Source organism: Bradyrhizobium arachidis, from assembly GCF_015291705.1.
Lineage (GTDB): Bacteria > Pseudomonadota > Alphaproteobacteria > Rhizobiales > Xanthobacteraceae > Bradyrhizobium > Bradyrhizobium arachidis.
Genome location: NZ_CP030050.1, coordinates 7,094,829 through 7,111,467, shown reverse-complemented (window position 1 = coordinate 7,111,467; position 16,639 = coordinate 7,094,829). Strand labels below are relative to the sequence as shown.

Genomic DNA, 16,639 nt, shown 5'->3' with positions numbered 1-16,639 from the left:
CGAGATAGCCGAGCCTCTCGACGCCTTGCGGGTTTGTCTTGCTCGCATCAGCCATAGGTTGCCTCTTTCTGTCGCAGCGCAAACGTCGCCTTACCATACATGGCAGGCCGGACGGCGAAACCGTCCAACCCGCATGGCTTGCTTGATTGTTTGAACCATGAAACATTTGCGGCAGTCGGGTTGGGTGGCGCCTGTCGGCGCTGGAGCAGCGGAGTGGGCACGATGCGAACCGTTTCGAGGTGGAGCGTTTCGAAGTGGATTCTGGCTTTGGGAGCGGCAGCAGCCGTGACCGCTGGCGCGAGCCCGTCATGGGCACAGCAGACGATCCGCGTTGGCTGGACGATCCCAGCCGAGGAATCCAAGTACTGGATGATGCGCCGCCCGGCTGAGTTTCCCAACCTCGGCAAGACCTACAACGTCGAATGGACCCAGTTTCAGGGTACCGCGCCGATGACGCAGGCTTTGGCGGCCGGCGCGCTGGACTGCGCGACGCAGGCGCCGCTGTCGCTCGCCAACGGCGTGGTCGGCGGCAACCTCAAGGCCTATATCGTGGCGCAGCACGTGTTCGAGAAACCCGGCGGCTTCTCGGTCTACTGGGCGGTGATGGATGACTCGCCGATCAAGACGATCGCGGACCTCAAAGGCAAGACGGTCGGCATCTCCGTGATTGGCGGCGGCACGCAAGGGCCGTTCAATCTGCTGCTGAAGCAGAATGGCGTCGACCCGGCCAAGGATATCAAACTGGTCGAGGTCGGCTTTGCCGTCTCCGAGGATGCCCTGCGCCAGGGCCGCGTCGATGCGGTCAACATGAACCAGCCGTTTGCCGCGCGCGCAGAGGCCAAGGGCGGAACAAGGAAACTGTTCTCGCTGTCGCAGGCGATGCCGAACATCGTGCACATCCTGGAAGCGTGCCGCGCCGATTTCGTCGATAAGAACCCGGAGGTGGTCAAGGCCTATGTCCGCGACATCACCTCGGGCATGAAAAAGGCGCTGGCGAACCGCGAAGAGACGCTGAAGGTTGTCAATGAGGTCTTGAAGGCGCCCATTCCGGTGCTGGAGACCTATCTGCTCAAGGACAATGATTTCGGTCGCGATCCTGGTGCCGCGCCAAACTTTCCGGCGATCCAGAAGATGCTGGACATCTACGCCGAGACGGGAATGTTGCCGAAGCTGGACGCGGCGCAGTTCAAGCATCCGACAATTGTCGCCCCGCTGGAATAGGCGAGCGGCCGTACGTCGAACAAAGGAGATCGCAACGTCCCGGGTGATCCGGGACGTTGCATGAAGAAGATGCTCGTATGAAAAAGTTGCGATCACGAGTCACGACAGACGGCCTCGATCGGGCCCCGCATCGCGCCTTCATGCGCGCAATGGGGCTCGACGATGCGGCGATTGCCAAGCCGATGGTCGGCGTCGTCAGCATGAAGGGCGAGCAGACGCCCTGCAACATGACGCACGACTTCCAGGTGGCCGCGGCCAAGACAGGAATTGAGGAGGCCGGCGGTACGCCGCGCGAATTCTCGACGATCTCGGTGTCCGACGGCATCAGCATGAATCACGAGGGGATGAAGTTCTCCCTGTTTTCGCGCGAGCTGATCGCCGACTCGATCGAGGCCGTCGTCCATGGTCTCGCCTACGATGCGCTCATCGGATATGGCGGATGCGACAAGACGCTTCCCGGCGTGATGATGGGCATGGTTCGCTGCAACGTCCCGTCCATTTTCATCTACGGCGGCAGCTCGCTGCCGGGCCGCGTGGACGGACGGACGCTGACGGTGCTCGATTCCTACGAGGCTGTCGGCAGTTTCATGACCGGTGAGATCGATGGCGAGACGCTTGAGCGGATCGAGCGTGCTTGCTTGCCGACCATCGGCGCGTGCGCCGGCCAGTTCACCGCGAACACCATGGGCATGGTCTCCGAGGCGATGGGCCTGACCATTCCCAACGTCTCGATGGTGCCGGGTGTCTATGCCGAGCGCGCACAGATCTCGCGACGCGCCGGCCGGCTGATCATGGAGATGCTGGAACGCGGCGGTCCGCTGCCGCGCGACATCGTGACGCGGAAATCCCTCGAGAATGGCGCGGCGATCGTTGCCGCGACCGGCGGCTCGACCAATGCCGCCCTGCATCTGCCGGCGATTGCGAACGAGGCCGGCATTGCATTCACGATCGACGACGTCGGCGAGGTTTTTGCCCGAACGCCGCTGATCGGGAATCTGCGGCCGGGCGGCAAGTATACGGCAAAGGACGTTTACGATATCGGCGGCGCGGCCGTGGTGATCCGCGAGCTGATCCAGAGCGGGCATATCGATGGCAGCTGCATCACCATCACGGGCCGCACACTCGCTGAAGAATATGGCGCGGCGAACGCGCCCGATGGCGAGGTCGTCTACGCATCTCGTGCGCCGATCATGCCCGATGGCGGCGTGGCGGTGCTGAAGGGCAATCTCTGTCCCGACGGTGCGGTCATCAAGGTCGCCGGCTTGAAGAGCCAGTTCTTCGAGGGCGTCGCGCGCGTGTTCGAAGACGAGGAAGCCTGTGTCAAAGCGGTCCGCGACCGCAGCTACAAGGCGGGCGAGGTTCTCGTGATCCGCAATGAAGGGCCGGTCGGCGGCCCCGGCATGCGCGAGATGCTCGGCGTCACCGCGCTGATCTACGGGCAGGGCATGGGCGAGAAGGTGGCCCTCATTACCGATGGCCGGTTCTCCGGCGCAACCCGCGGCATGTGCATCGGCTACGTGTCTCCGGAAGCGTTTGTCGGTGGTCCTCTCGCACTCGTTCGTGATGGCGACAGGATCCGGATCGATGCTGCAAACCGGCGGATGGATCTGCTGGTCGACGAGCAGGAACTCGTTTTACGCCGACAGGACTGGAAACAGCGCCCGCCGCGCCATCGCGCGGGTGCGCTTGCAAAATATGCGCGGCTGGTCGGGCAGGCGCCGGGCGGAGCCGTCACGCATGAAGGCCCGGCAGAATGGCCATGGTTCGAATGAAGCGCCGCCGTCTTGCGAAAACGTCCGCCTGTCTGGCAGGTTTCTTGCTAAGCTCGTGCCGCTGATGGAGGACGTTCAGCAGATCCGCCGCGCGACGTTCGCGCGCGAGTGACGCGGGAGACGGGATGACGATAGTGGCTTCGAGGTCGAGCGAATGGGTGGGAGCGGTGACGTCAAAAAAGCCGGCTTCTACGATCATCGAGATCGACCGCGTCTCGCAGGTCTTTCAAACCTCGGCGCGCAGGGATCATCTGGCGCTATCGGACATCTCGCTGACGATTGACGAGGGCGCCTTCGTCTCCATCCTCGGTCCGTCCGGTTGTGGCAAGTCGACCTTGCTCTACATCGTCGGCGGTTTCGTCAGCCCGACCAGCGGCGCGGCGAAGATCAAGGGACGGGCGATCACGGGACCCGGGCCGGATCGTGGGCCGGTCTTCCAGGAGTTCGCACTGTTTCCCTGGAAGACCGTGCTGGGCAATGTGATGTATGGCCCGCGTCAGAAAGGTGTACGAGCCACCGAGGCAGAAGCGCAGAGCCGGGCCCTGATCGAGATGGTCGGCCTCAAGGGCTTTGAGAATTTTTACCCCAAGGAGCTGTCCGGCGGCATGAAGCAGCGCGTCGCGTTGGCCCGGACGCTCGCCTACCATCCTGAAGTCCTGCTGATGGACGAGCCGTTCGGCGCGTTGGACGCGCACACCCGGACGCGGCTGCAGAACGATCTCCTGAATATCTGGGAGCGTGATCGCAAGACGGTGCTGTTCGTCACCCACTCGGTCGACGAAGCAGTGTTCCTCTCCGACAAGGTCGTGATGATGTCGAAATCGCCCGGCCGCATCAGGCAGGTGATCGACATCGACCTGCCACGGCCGCGCCGGCGTAACGAGCTGTTGCTCGACCCACGCTACCAGAAATACGTTGTCGACATCGAGCGCATGTTCGACGAGAGCGACGAGGCCGGGTCGCCCTCATGATGACGCCAGCCGCCTTGCTGAGACGCGTTGCCCCGGTGCTCGCCTGCATCGGCTTGCTGGCGGTGTGGCAGGTCGCCTCGGTTGCGCTGAAGAACGACAGCTTTCCAACGGCGCTCGAGGCGATCCGCGCGATTCCGGACATCCTTGGCGACAAGGATTCTCTCATCAACATCCTTGCCTCGCTCCGCCGCATGGCGATCGGGTTCGGCATCGCTGTTCTGTTTTCGATTCCACTCGGCCTGTTGATGGGCCGCAGCCGGGCCGTCGCGGCCTTCTTCAATCCGCTTTTGATGGTGATCTACCCGGTGCCGAAAGCAGCCCTGATGCCGATCATCATGCTGTGGCTCGGCGTCGGCGATATCACGAAGACACTGGTGATCTTCCTCGGCGTGAGCCTGCCGGTGATCTACCACAGCTTCGAGGGCGCCAAGGCGGTCGAAGAGAAGATGTTGTGGTCAGGCGCTGCGATGGGACTCTCACCCCCGCAACGCCTGGCCCGGATCGTGCTGCCGGCGGCGTTGCCGGAAATCCTGACCGGGTGCCGCACCGGGCTCGTGCTGGCGCTGATCACGATGATCACGAGCGAGATGATCGCCCGCCAGTCCGGCGCCGGCAACATCCTCTTCAACGCGCTCGACATGGGGCAGTACGACACCGTCTTTGCGATGATCATCATCGTCGGAGCTATGGGCATCTGCCTCGATGCGATCTTCGAGCGGATCCGCGCGCGGCTGGTGCGCTGGTCCGAGCCTCAGTTCGACATGCCGCTGAGCTTCTCATGACCTCGCGCCTTCTCCCCACAAACGTCATCTTCGGGCTTGCGCCGATCGTGCTGGTGATCGCGCTGTGGCAAGGCCTCGTATCGTTCGGCTTTGCGCCTGTGGTCTTGCTGCCGCCGCCGGGGTTCGTCTTCAGCCGGTTGCTCCAGCAGCTCGTAACGTGGACATTTCAGCAGGAGATCGCGGCGACCCTGATCCGGCTGTTCGCCGGCTTCGCGATTGCGGTGGTGCTCGGTGTCAGCATCGGCATCGCTGCCGCAGCCAGTCCCGCGATCAATGCCGTGGTTCGGCCGATCGTGCGCGTATTGGCGCCATTGCCCAAGGTTGCGCTGTATCCGGCGCTCTTGCTGCTGCTCGGCTTTGGCCACGGATCGAAGATCACGCTGGTGGCTGCCGACGCACTTTTTCCTATCCTGCTCTCCACCTATTACGGCGCGTCGACCGTCGAGCAGAAGCTGATCTGGTCGGCGATGGCCGCGGGGACACCGCGGTACGAAATCCTGTTCAAAGTGGTGCTTCCGGCGGCAATGCCGTCGATCCTGACCGGTTGCCGGATTGGCCTTGTCATTTCATGTATCGTGGTGTTTCTGGCCGAGATGATCACATCGACGGACGGACTGGGCCATGCGCTCGTCACGGCGGCTCGGACCTTTCAGGCCGTCGACATGTTCGTGCCGCTGATCACGATCTCGCTGCTGGGCCTGATCCTGAACGGGCTGCTCGGGGCGGTGCGCTCGTACCTGCTGCGGGGCTTCCCTGAGGCGTGATCTGACGAACAAGAAACCAAAAGACCGGGAGTGAATCATGCTGGCTGATCGCATCGAAGCAAAATGGATCGACGCGTTTTGCGAGATCTTTGAGCGTTGCGCCGTCAAGGCCGGCGATACCGCGGCGATCCTCTCGGAAACCCAGTCGCGCCCCTTGAACGTGCATCTGGCGGAACTCGCGCTGCTGCGCATGGGTGCGCGGCCGTTCCATGTAGTGATGCCGACGCCGCGCAACCGCAATATCGTTCCGGTTCGCTCGACGGGAGCCAGCGAAGCGATCCAGAAGCTTGGCCCGGTCATCACGGCGCTTCAGCAGGCCGGCTTCGTGGTAGATTGCACCATCGAGGGCCTGATGCATGCGGTGGAGACGCCGGAGATCCTCAAGGCCGGTGCACGTATCCTGGTGATCTCCAACGAGCATCCCGAGGCGCTGGAACGGATGGTGCCGGATCCCGCGCTCGAGAAGCGCGTGCGCGCGGCGGCGAAGATGCTACGTGGGACCAAGCGGATGAAGGTGACCTCGAAGGCCGGCACAGCGCTCGACGTTGACATGGTCGGTGCGTCCACGGTCGGCGTCTGGGGCTGGACCGACAAGCCCGGCACGCTGGCGCATTGGCCCGGCGGCATCGTCGTCAGCTTCCCCAAGAGCGGGACGATCAACGGGACGCTGGTGATGGCGCCCGGCGACATCAATTTGACTTTCAAGCGCTATCTGACCTCGCCGGTGAAGATGACCTTGAAGGACGATTACGTCGTCGAGCTGGAAGGCGAGGGCACGGATGCTGCGATGATGCGCGCCTATCTTGCCGCCTGGGGTGATCGCGAGGCCTATGCAGTCTCACATGTCGGTTTCGGTATGAACCCGGGCGCGCGCTACGAAGCGCTCTCGATGTACGATCAGCGCGACACCAACGGCACCGAGATCCGCGCCGTCTCCGGCAACTTCCTGTTTTCGACCGGCGCGAATGAGTTTGCCGGCCGCTATACTGCAGGGCACTTTGATTTGCCGATGATGGGAACGACCATCGAGCTCGATGGCGTCGCGGTTGTGCGGGAAGGCGTGCTTCAGGACGTTTTCGGCTAGCTGCGATCGAGCACGGGCGGGCGAGCCAGGTCGAAGTGCCGGAGCAGGTCCACCATGGCTTGAAGCCGTTTTGCGCGATAGGCATCGACGTCCATGCCGGAATAGTCGAGAAAGCCGGCGCCGGTGCGCAGTCCGATCCGGCCTTCACGCATGTTGCGCGATATGACGTCCGGCGCGCGATACCGATCGCTGCCGAGTGCGCCTTCGAGATACCGGCTGGCGTAGTAGAGGATATCGCCACCACCCCAGTCGATGAATTCGAGCAGTCCGAGCACGGCATAGCGGAAACCAAAACCGTAGCGGATCGCCTTGTCGATCTCCTCGGCGCTGGCGACGCCTTCCTCGACCATGCGCGCGGCTTCGTTCATCGCCAGCGCCTGGATGCGGGGCACGATGAAGCCGGGCGTCGCCGCGCAGACCACAGGCACCTTGCCGATGCCTTCAAGCAGCGTCTTGACCTCGTCGATGATGGCGGGATCGGTAGCCTTGCCGGGCGAAATCTCGACTAGCGGGATCAGATAGGCCGGATTGAGCCAATGCACGTTGAGGAAGCGGCGAGGGTTGACGATCGCGCCCGAGAGATCGTCGACGAGGATGGTGGACGTGGTCGATGCGATGATCGTATCCGGTCCGACCTGTTTTGAAGCCGCGCCCAGCACCTCGCGCTTGAGCTCGACGACCTCAGGAACGCCCTCGAAGACCATTCCGGCTTCGGCCAGCGCCGCACCGCTCCGGCTAGCTGGTACCACCGAGACCCGCGCAATGAGCGGATCGACATCCGCCTCGGTCAGCAGCCCCAGCTTCGAGAGGCTGGCAAAGGTCTTCCTGACCTCGCCGAGTGCGTCCGCTTCCAGCTTGACGAAATCTTCCGCCGAACGGGCCTTGATGTCGATCATCGTGACGATGTGACCCGCGTAGGCGAACGCGACGGCGATGCCGCGCCCCATGCGGCCGGCCCCGAGACAGACGATGTTGGCGCGACGAGTCATCGGTCAGAATCCTTCGCGAAGCAGCGTCTGCAACTCAGCCTTGTGGAGACCGCCGAGGCCAAGCGTTTCGAGCGTTCGGCCACCCTGCGCAAAATCCTCGTCGCAAATGGCGCCGCCAATGGCCAGAAACGCTTTTGCTAGCGGCGTTGTGACGCCGGCCAGTGTCGCGGCAGAGACCAGCAGCGATAATCCAAGCCGTAGATCCTCGCGCATATAGCGATGCTCGGTCAGTATGATCCGCTCGCGCCAGTCCCCGGAATCGGTCAGGCGGTCGTGCGAGCCGCGGCCATACATCCAGATCTCCCCTTCCTTCGCATAGTGATGCGCCAGCGGGAAATGCGGCGCGCCATATCCGAGCGCCTCGCGCACGGCGATCCGCTCGGCGTCGAGTGCGTCCGTCACCCGGCGGATCGCGGCCTGGGTACCCTCCTTGTGGATGTCCCACCGCTCAAAATGCTCGATCGGACCTGCGTTCATCACGATCAGCGGCGGGTGGATGATCGGGCCTGCGTTCATCAGTGCGCCGGAGAGAGCATCTCCGCACGGCTCGATTACATCGGGGAAGGCGCGTCCAATCACTTCGAGGGCGTGCGGTGCCTGATCGAGTGGAAACACGCCGACCGGCAGCCGTTTGGCGCGGATGGTGATCGCGACCTCGAACGGCCCGTGCTTCCGCGTCAGCCAGGGCAGCGTGCCGGTCTCGGCGAAGCTGGCCTTGGCGTGGTTGTCGGCATCCCTTGCGGCCCGAGCGAAGATCATCGATCCGAAGGTTGCCGGCGGCAGAAACACGACCTGGCCGTCCCGCAAATGCGGCGCGAGCAGGCGGGCGATATCCGGCTGCGCGAAGGCGGGAGCAGGGCACAGGATCAGCTCGACCCCGCTGACGGCTTCGCCGATGTCGGTCGTGACCAGTGCAAGCTTCACATCGTGCCTGCCGTTATGATCCTTCACCAGAATGCGCGAGCCGGCGGCACGATGTGCCGCGACCTGATCGGCATCGCGGCGCCAGAGCCGGACGTCATGGCCGGACAGCGCAAAATCGCCTGCGGCCGCGAAAGAGCCGTTTCCCCCACCTAGAACCGCAATCTTCAAGATGCTTCTCCTTGCGCGCGCGACTGCGCATCGAGCTGCTTCAGCAGGAAATGCTGGACCTTGCCCAGCGCCGTGCGTGGCAGGTCGGTAACGAAGACGATATCACGCGGAACCTTGTAGCGCGCGAGCTGCGCCCGAAGGTGCGCTCGCAATTCCTCCGCTTCGAGCCGGCAGCCGGATCGCGGGATCACATAGGCGACGGGCACTTCGTCCCAGCGCGGATCGGGCCGGCCGATCACGGCGCATTCGCTGACATCTGGGTGTTCGAGCAAGACGCGCTCGACCTCGGCCGGGTAGACGTTCTCGCCGCCGGAAATGATCATGTTCTTCTTGCGGTCGCGGACCCAGAAATAACCGTCGGCGTCGCACAGCCCGATATCGCCCGTGCGATACCAGCCCTCGTTCAGGGCGTCGCGCGTAGCGTCTGCATTGCCCCAATATTCGAAGAACACGTTGGGCCCGCGCACCGCGATCTCGCCCGGGGTGCCTGCTGGCACCTCGTGGCCCGCTTGGTCGATCACCTTCGCTTCGCAGCACAGTCCCGCAAGTCCGGTCGATCCCGCCCGCGAGAGATCGCCGCCGAGGCGTGTGTAGACGGCGATGGGGCAGGTCTCCGTCGAGCCGTAGACCTGGAGCACCGGCACACCACGCGCGACGAAGCGGTCGATCAGGTGCGGTGGCACGATGGTCGATCCGGTCGCGACCGCCTTGAGCGATGAGAGATCGGTCGCCGCCCATGAGGGATGCTCGCTCACGGCCTGGATGATTGCCGGCACCATCACGGTCAGCGTCGGCCGCTCGCGTTCGATCGCGGCGAGCGCCGTATCCGGCGCGAAGCGGGCATGGATCGTGACGGTCGCGCCCAGCTGGAGCGCTGCGGTGGTCTGGATGTTGAGGCCGCCGACATGGAAGAATGGCAGCACCGTCAGCACATGATCGTCGGACGTCATGTTGTGCATGTGCTGGCTCATGACGCCGTTCCAGAACAGCGCCTCCTGGCGTAGCACCGCACCCTTTGGACGGCCGGTCGTTCCTGAGGTGTAGACGATCAGAAGCGGGCAGGAGAGATCAGTGTGCGGATTGCGGCCATTGCCTTCGCCGCGGGCCAGCAGGTTTTCGAATGTTACGCCGTGCGGTGGTGCGAAATCGAGGCCGACGACCGAGGTCCCAGGCGGAAGCTCGGAAAGAACTCCCTCGAACGCGTGCTCCAGCACCAGTACGTTGGCGCCCGCGTCAGTGAGGATGAAGAGCTGCTCGGCGACGGCCAACCGCCAGTTCAGCGGCACCAGCATCGCGCCGAGCCGCGCGCAGGCGTAGAGCAGAACGAGATAATCCGGTCGGTTCAGGCTCAGGATCGCGACGCGGTCGCCGCGCCCGACGCCGAGCTCCTGCTTCAGGGCAGTCGCAGTCTGTTCGATGCGCGAGGCGAACGCCGCGTAGCTGAGCCGCTCCCCTTCGAAGGCGATGGCTGTCTTGTCTGGCGCAAATGCCGCGTTGCGATCGATCAGACTACAGAGGTCCACCGTCAGTCGTCCGTCTCGCCGGTCTCGTACAGCGCCTCGCGGCCGATGCGGTCGAGGCAGAGCTCGGCCGTCCAGGGTAGCATCAGCGAGCCGCAACGGCTGTCGCGATAGATGCGCTCCAGCGGCAGCGAGCGGAGCATGGCTTGTCCGCCGCAGGTGCGGATCGCGAGCGCCGCGAGCTCATTGGCGCCCTCCATCACCGAATATTGCGCGGCGTAGGCGCGCAGCACCTGCTCCTTGCTCGGATTGGCGTGCGCTTCCGTGACCGCCTGGAACCAGATCGCCTTGATCTGCTCGAGCTTGATCTGCATCTGCGCGACTGCGATCTGCTTGGTCGGGTACATCCGCCGCTTGACCGGCGGCATGCCCGGCACCTCGCCACGAAGATAGCGCACCGTGAAATCATAGGCGGCCTGCGCGAGGCCCATATAGGTCGGCGACAGCGTCAGGAACATGTGCGGCCAGCGCATCGCGGCCTGGAAATAGACGCCGCGCGGCATCAGCGCAGAATCTTCCGGAACGAAGACATCCTTGAACAGCAGCGTGCGCGAGACGGTGCCGCGCATGCCGAGCGGGTCCCAGTCGCCGACGACCGAGACGCCTTCCGATTTCGCGGAGATCGCAAGGTAGAGCGTGTTGCGGCGCGAGGCTTTCTCGCCTTCCTCGATCTCGGTGCAGAGCACGCCGTAATAGTCGGCGTGGCCGGAGAGCGATGCAAAGATCTTCTTGCCATTGACGATCCAGCCGCCTTCGACTGGCCTTGCTTCCGTGCCGAAGGCGACGCCGCCCGCGGCTGCCGCGCCGCCTTCGGAGAAGGGCTGCGAATAGATCGCGCCATCCTCGACGATGCGCTTGTAGTGAACGGCGCGACGGCGCTCGTGCTCGGCGCGGGTCTCCGCGTCCATGTCGAGGTCGTCGGCGAGTGGGCCCGACCACAGAGTCGAGCAGACATGCATGTTCCAGGTCAGCGCCGTCGCGCCGCAATAGCGGCCGATCTCGGCGGCCGCCAGGGCATAGGTCTGGTAGTTTGCGCCAAGCCCGCCGTGCTTCTTGGGCACGGCGATGCCGAGCAGACCGACGCGGTGCAGATCGCGATAGTTTTCGGTCGGAAAGATCGCCTCGCGATCGTAAGTGGCGGCGCGGCCGGCGAACACGCTCTGGCCGATCTCCCGCGCGCGCGTGATGATGCCGGCCTGCTCGTCGCTCAAGCGAAAGGCGACGGGATCGAAGATCGGCGCATCCAGCGCGACCTTGTCAGTCGTGCCGATCGTCTTGCTGACTTGCATGGTCATTGCGCATCACCTTACGCTTTGGTCGCGACGGAGTTCAGGAACCGGCCGAGGGCCTCATCGAAGGCAGCAGGCCGTTCAAGATTGGCGAGATGGCCGACGCCGGCGAGCTCGACATATTCAGCCGAAGGAATGTAGGTGGCCGTCTTCGCCATCATCGGCGCGGGCGCATTGTTGTCCCTGGAGCCGGACAGCAGCAGAGTCGGCACGGAAATGTCCTTGAGCGTGCTGCGCTGATCGAACCCGATCAGCGCCAGCATCATCGCGCGGTAGCTCGCCTCCGGCACGCTTGCCATGCACTCGCGCGCAAGTTCTATACCCTGGGGATCGGGACCTTCGCCGACAAGCTCATTCACCAGCGACGGCGCCAGCGACTTCATCGTCTCGCCGCGATCGAGCGGCCCAAGCCGCGCTGCGATGAACGATTTCTGCCAGTCGCCATCGGCCTTGCCGAAGGCCGGGCTGGTCTGCGCGAGGACGACCGCGCGCGCCAGCTTCGGCGATTGCACCAGCCATTTCTGGACGATCATGCCGCCGATCGAGTGGCCAACCAGGATGGGCCTTTTTGCGCCGATCTGCTCGATGAAGTGCTGGAGCGCATCGGCCAGGGCAGCGATGCTGACGCTGGCGAGCGGCGCCGACCCGCCATAGCCCGGCATGTCCCATGCGATTGTTCGGAAGCGTTTGCCGAATGTGGCGAGTTGCTGCCGCCAGGCCCGTGCCGCACCGCCAATGCCATGCAGGAAGATCAGGGGAATCGCGCCCGGATCGCCCGCGGCCTCATAGGCGAAGCGTCCGTCCCTTGTTATCATTGGCGCAGGCTGCGACACGCGACATCCTTTTGCTTGGCCCTGCGATGCTAACAGGCCTGTGGGCGATGGGAAGCGATAATTTTATACTTAAAGCAATTTTCGGGCCGGTCTGTCGCGCGCGGGCGTTCAGCGATGCTGTTCAGCGCTTTCGTTGCAAAAATTTGAAGTTTAAAATATATCCGGGGGAGCGATCAGCAGATTTTCAGGGAGCCAGCGCATGTCCGGATTGCCGCATTCGCCGCACGCGCTGGTGACCGGTGGCGGCCGCGGCATCGGCCGTGCGATCGCCGCCTCACTTGTCGGGGCCGGCGCCACCGTGACAGTGCTGGGCCGGAATGCCGCTACGCTCGAAGAGGCGATCAACGTGGGTGCTGCGCATTTCGCGGCCGTTGCCGACGTCTCGAACGAAGCATCATTGAAAGCTGCCATAGCCGAAGCGCACAAGCGAAAGCCGATCGATATCCTTATCGCCAACGCGGGTAGCGCCGAATCCGCGCCGTTCTCCAAGTCTGACAGTGCGCTCTTTGCGCGCATGATGGACGTCAATTTCATGGGCGTTGTCCATGCCGTCCAGGCAGTGCTGCCTGGGATGAAGGATCGGCCGTATGGCCGGATCGTCGCGATTGCATCGACGGCTGGGCTGAAAGGTTATGCCTATGTGAGCGCGTATACGGCCGCGAAGCACGCCGTGGTCGGGCTGGTGCGATCGCTTGCCCTGGAGATGGCCGGCAGCAACGTGACCGTGAACGCGATCTGTCCCGGTTTCACCGATACGGATCTCGTCGCCGGCAGCATCGAGAACATCATGAAGAAGACAGGGCGAAGCCGCGAGCAGGCGATCGCGGAACTCGCCAAGCACAATCCTCAGGGGCGCTTGATCACGCCGCAGGAAGTGGCGAATGCCGTGCTCTGGCTGTGCAGCGAGGGCGCCGGTGCGATTACGGGTCAGGCGATTGCCGTGGCCGGTGGTGAGATCTAGCGCACGGAAAAAGCGCGGACGAGGAAAGCAAGGAGACCGTATGAGCAGACCAGCCAATCCCGTGACCGTGCCGCTCGCGGACTACTCGCCGCAGCACTTCCTCCTGGCCGTGGTCGACGGCGTTGCCACCGTGACGCTCAACCGGCCCGACCGGAAGAATCCGCTGACGTTCGAAAGCTACCGCGAGCTCACCGACTTCTTCCGCGCCTGTGCCTGCGACGACGCGGTCAAATCCATCGTCGTCACCGGCGCGGGCGGCAATTTCTCCTCCGGCGGTGACGTGTTCGAGATCATCGGTCCACTCGTGAAGATGGACACCAAGGGGCTCACCGCCTTCACGCGGATGACCGGCGATCTCGTCAAGGCGATGCGGGCCTGCCCGCAACCGATCGTGGCCGCGGTCGAAGGCATCTGCGCCGGCGCCGGTGCGATCATCGCCATGGCATCTGACATGCGGCTCGCAGCGAGCGGGGCCAAGGTGGCATTCCTGTTCAACAAGGTCGGCCTTGCCGGCTGCGACATGGGAGCCTGTGCCATCCTGCCCCGGATCATCGGCCAGTCCCGCGCCTCCGAGCTGCTCTACACCGGCCGGTTCATGACCGCGGAAGAGGGCGAGCGTTGGGGCTTCTTCAGCCGCATCGTCACACCGGAACAGGTACTGCCGCAGGCGCAAATCCTGGCCAAGCAGGTCGCGGAGGGGCCGACCTTCGCCAACACCATGACCAAGCGGATGCTGGCGATGGAATGGGCGATGTCGGTTGAGGAGGCAATCGAAGCGGAAGCCGTTGCCCAGGCGCTGTGCATGACGACGGCGGATTTCGAGCGCGCTTTCGAGGCTTTCGCCAACAAGGTCAAGCCGGTCTTCAGGGGCGACTGAGCGGCGGTCTCTCGGCCGCCGCCGTCGCGGAAACGGGGACTTGCCAGAAATTATTTTAGGCTTAAAATAGTTTCATTGCCGGGAAGATTGGCGAGGCTCCCATGAAAGTCGCGATCATCGGTGGCGGACCTGCGGGTCTTTATGCGGCGATCCTGCTGAAGAAGCAGCGCCCGGGCGCCGACGTCTCCGTGTATGAGCGCAACCGCGCCGACGACACGTTCGGCTTCGGCGTGGTGTTCTCCGATGCCACGCTGGACAATTTCGAGAAGCACGACCTTCCGAGCTATCGCCGCATCACCCAGGAATTCGCCTACTGGGACGACATCGCCGTGCATTTCCGCGGCACGATGCACCGGGTCGGCGGTAACGGGTTTTGCGGTTGCTCGCGACAGAAGCTGCTTCTGATCCTGCAGGAGCGGGCGCGCGAGCTTGGCGTCAGCCTGCATTTCGAAGTGGACATCGACGACGAGTTCCGATTCGCCGACGCGGATCTCATCCTGCTTGCCGACGGCATCAACAGCCGCTTCCGCGAGAAACATGTCGATCACTTCCAGCCGGAACTCGATCTCCGCACCAACAAGTTCGCCTGGATGGGGTCGACTAGGCCGCTCGACGCCTTCACTTTCATCTTCCAGGAGACGGAGTGGGGGCCGTTCATCGCTCATGCCTACCAGTACGAAGCCGGTCACTCGACCTGGATCTTCGAAACCGATCCGGAGACGTTCGAGCGGGCAGGGCTGACCGGGCTGAACGAGCAGGAGTCCGCCGCGCGGATGGCCGACATCTTCGGCTGGTTCCTCGACGGGCATAAGCTGCTGACGAACCGCTCGATGTGGCGCAATTTTCCGATGATCCGCAGCAAGCGCTGGGTCAAGGACAACATGGTGCTGCTCGGCGATGCCAAGGCGAGCGCGCATTTCTCGATCGGCTCCGGCACCAAGCTCGCGATGGAAGACGCGATCGCGCTCGCCGAGGCGATGCAGAACACGCCCAGCGTCAAGGCCGCGCTGGAAGTCTATGAGCACGGCCGCCGCGAGGAGGTCGAGAAGACCCAGCATGCCGCCGACGTCTCGCTGGTCTGGTTCGAGCACGTCGACCGCTTCTGGGACTTCGATCCCGTGCAGTTTGCCTTTGGCGTGATGACGCGCTCGAAGGCGATCACCTACGACAATCTCAAACTTCGTGCGCCCGATTTCGTCGCCGAGGTCGAAAAGTCCTTCGCCAAGCAGGTGCGCGATAGCGGCTTCGATGTCAGCACCGACACGCCGATGGTTCCGCTGTTCCAGCCGTTCCGTCTGCGCGAGATGGAGATCGCCAACCGCGCGGTGATGTCGCCGATGTGCATGTATTCGGCCAAGGAGGGCGTGCCGGGCGATTTCCATCTGGTGCATTACGGCTCGCGCGCCATTGGCGGCGCCGGCCTGATCTTCACGGAAATGGCCTGCGTCGGCCGCGATGCCCGGATCACACCCGGCTGCGCCGGCCTTTGGAACGACGAGCAGGAAGCTGCTTGGCGCCGCATCGTGGAATTCGTCCACGGCAACTCGGCCGCAAAGATCTGTCTGCAACTCGGGCACGCCGGCCGCAAGGGTGCGACCAAATTGATGTGGGACGGCATGGACCGTCCGCTGGAGCAGGGCGGCTGGGACGTGGTCTCGGCATCACCGCTGCCATATTTCCCCGACAGCCAGGTGCCGCGTGAGCTCGATCGTGCCGGCATGAACGGCGTGAGGGATGCTTTCGTCGCAGCAGCCGAGCGTGGCGAGCGCTGCGGCTTCGACATGCTGGAGCTGCACTGCGCCCACGGCTATCTGCTGGCAAGCTTCATCTCCCCGCTGACGAACACCCGGACGGATGAATATGGCGGCTCGCTCGAAAACCGCCTGCGCTTCCCGCTCGAGGTGTTCGAGGCGCTGCGCGCGGTGTGGCCATCACACAAGCCGATGTCGGTCCGTATCTCTGCAACCGACTGGGCGGATGGCGGCGTCACCGGCGACGATGCGGTGGCGATCGCGCGCGCCTTTGCCGAGGCCGGTGTCGATCTCGTCGACGTCTCGACCGGGCAGACGGTGCGCGATGCGCAGCCGGTCTACGGCCGCATGTTCCAGACGCCGTTCTCCGATCAGGTCCGCAACGAGGCCCGCGTCGCCACCATGTGCGTCGGCAACATCACGACGGCGGACCAGGCCAACACCATTCTGGCTGCCGGGCGGGCGGACCTCGTTGCCCTCGGGCGTCCGCATCTGGTTGATCCCTTCTTCACCATGAAGGCGGCGGCCTGGTACGGGGCGAACAATGCGTTCTGCCCGCCGCAATATCTGCCCGGCAAGGACCAGATCTTCCGCAACAGCGTTCGCGACCGGCAGGATCTCGAGGAGCTGCGAATTAAGGCTAAGCCCAAGACCCGGGCCGAGCTCAAGGCGGAGGCGACAAAGCCGCTTGCGGCGGAGTGACCGCCCGTGCGACGTTAACCGCATTGCCTGG

General features: G+C 63.9%; 14 protein-coding genes. 9 read left to right on the top strand and 5 right to left on the bottom strand.

The genetic code is table 11. The features are described from left to right. Positions 1 to 222: 222 nt before the first annotated feature. The 6 genes from WN72_RS33400 to WN72_RS33375 all read left to right on the top strand — a co-directional run bounded on the left by WN72_RS33400 (position 223) and on the right by WN72_RS33375 (position 6,594). Positions 223 to 1,221, top strand: coding sequence for an ABC transporter substrate-binding protein (locus WN72_RS33400; RefSeq protein WP_167380796.1), 999 nt, complete (start codon positions 223 to 225; stop codon positions 1,219 to 1,221). A 77-nt stretch (positions 1,222 to 1,298) separates the two neighbouring features. After that, on the top strand, positions 1,299 to 2,993 hold the full coding sequence (gene ilvD / locus WN72_RS33395; protein ID WP_092215941.1) for a dihydroxy-acid dehydratase: 1,695 nt from the start codon (positions 1,299 to 1,301) through the stop codon (positions 2,991 to 2,993). Between the two features lie 125 nt (positions 2,994 to 3,118). Then, positions 3,119 to 3,964, top strand: a complete 846-nt coding sequence (locus WN72_RS33390) for an ABC transporter ATP-binding protein (RefSeq protein WP_092215939.1) — start codon at positions 3,119 to 3,121, stop codon at positions 3,962 to 3,964. Next, positions 3,961 to 4,746, top strand: a complete 786-nt coding sequence (locus tag WN72_RS33385; protein ID WP_027562482.1) for an ABC transporter permease — start codon at positions 3,961 to 3,963, stop codon at positions 4,744 to 4,746. The genes WN72_RS33390 and WN72_RS33385 overlap by 4 nt, the downstream gene beginning before the upstream one ends. After that, positions 4,743 to 5,510, top strand: coding sequence for an ABC transporter permease (locus WN72_RS33380; RefSeq protein ID WP_027562483.1), 768 nt, complete (start codon positions 4,743 to 4,745; stop codon positions 5,508 to 5,510). The genes WN72_RS33385 and WN72_RS33380 overlap by 4 nt, the downstream gene beginning before the upstream one ends. A 37-nt stretch (positions 5,511 to 5,547) precedes the next feature. Then, positions 5,548 to 6,594: a 2,5-dihydroxypyridine 5,6-dioxygenase NicX family protein gene (locus tag WN72_RS33375; RefSeq protein ID WP_027562484.1), complete on the top strand. Its 1,047-nt coding sequence runs from the start codon at positions 5,548 to 5,550 to the stop codon at positions 6,592 to 6,594. Here the strand turns inward: WN72_RS33375 and WN72_RS33370 are convergent. Genes WN72_RS33370 through WN72_RS33350 form a run of 5 tightly spaced genes read right to left on the bottom strand, consistent with a single transcriptional unit; the run spans position 6,591 to position 12,299 of the window. Beyond that, complete coding sequence (locus WN72_RS33370) at positions 6,591 to 7,583, bottom strand: 3-hydroxybutyryl-CoA dehydrogenase (protein WP_092215937.1); 993 nt, start codon at positions 7,581 to 7,583, stop codon at positions 6,591 to 6,593. The genes WN72_RS33375 and WN72_RS33370 overlap by 4 nt on opposite strands. A 3-nt stretch (positions 7,584 to 7,586) precedes the next feature. Continuing rightward, entirely contained in the window at positions 7,587 to 8,675 is a 1,089-nt protein-coding gene (locus tag WN72_RS33365; RefSeq protein ID WP_027562486.1) for an NAD/NADP-dependent octopine/nopaline dehydrogenase family protein, read from the bottom strand. After that, positions 8,672 to 10,198 (bottom strand): class I adenylate-forming enzyme family protein, encoded by a 1,527-nt coding sequence (locus WN72_RS33360; RefSeq protein WP_092215935.1) that lies wholly within the window; start codon positions 10,196 to 10,198, stop codon positions 8,672 to 8,674. Before WN72_RS33360 ends, WN72_RS33365 begins: the two co-directional genes overlap by 4 nt. A 2-nt stretch (positions 10,199 to 10,200) precedes the next feature. Further along, positions 10,201 to 11,490 (bottom strand): acyl-CoA dehydrogenase family protein, encoded by a 1,290-nt coding sequence (locus tag WN72_RS33355; RefSeq protein ID WP_092215933.1) that lies wholly within the window; start codon positions 11,488 to 11,490, stop codon positions 10,201 to 10,203. A gap of 11 nt (positions 11,491 to 11,501) precedes the next feature. Then, entirely contained in the window at positions 11,502 to 12,299 is a 798-nt protein-coding gene (locus tag WN72_RS33350) for an alpha/beta fold hydrolase (protein ID WP_244553736.1), read from the bottom strand. 217 nt (positions 12,300 to 12,516) lie between these two features. On the opposite strand from WN72_RS33350, the gene WN72_RS33345 reads away from it, so the two are divergent. The 3 genes from WN72_RS33345 to WN72_RS33335 all read left to right on the top strand — a co-directional run bounded on the left by WN72_RS33345 (position 12,517) and on the right by WN72_RS33335 (position 16,608). Further along, positions 12,517 to 13,278, top strand: a complete 762-nt coding sequence (locus WN72_RS33345) for an SDR family NAD(P)-dependent oxidoreductase (protein ID WP_027562490.1) — start codon at positions 12,517 to 12,519, stop codon at positions 13,276 to 13,278. A 40-nt stretch (positions 13,279 to 13,318) separates the two neighbouring features. Continuing rightward, complete coding sequence (locus tag WN72_RS33340) at positions 13,319 to 14,155, top strand: enoyl-CoA hydratase family protein (RefSeq protein WP_092215929.1); 837 nt, start codon at positions 13,319 to 13,321, stop codon at positions 14,153 to 14,155. A 101-nt stretch (positions 14,156 to 14,256) separates the two neighbouring features. Further along, positions 14,257 to 16,608: a bifunctional salicylyl-CoA 5-hydroxylase/oxidoreductase gene (locus WN72_RS33335; protein WP_092215927.1), complete on the top strand. Its 2,352-nt coding sequence runs from the start codon at positions 14,257 to 14,259 to the stop codon at positions 16,606 to 16,608. The last annotated feature ends 31 nt before the right edge of the window (positions 16,609 to 16,639 follow it).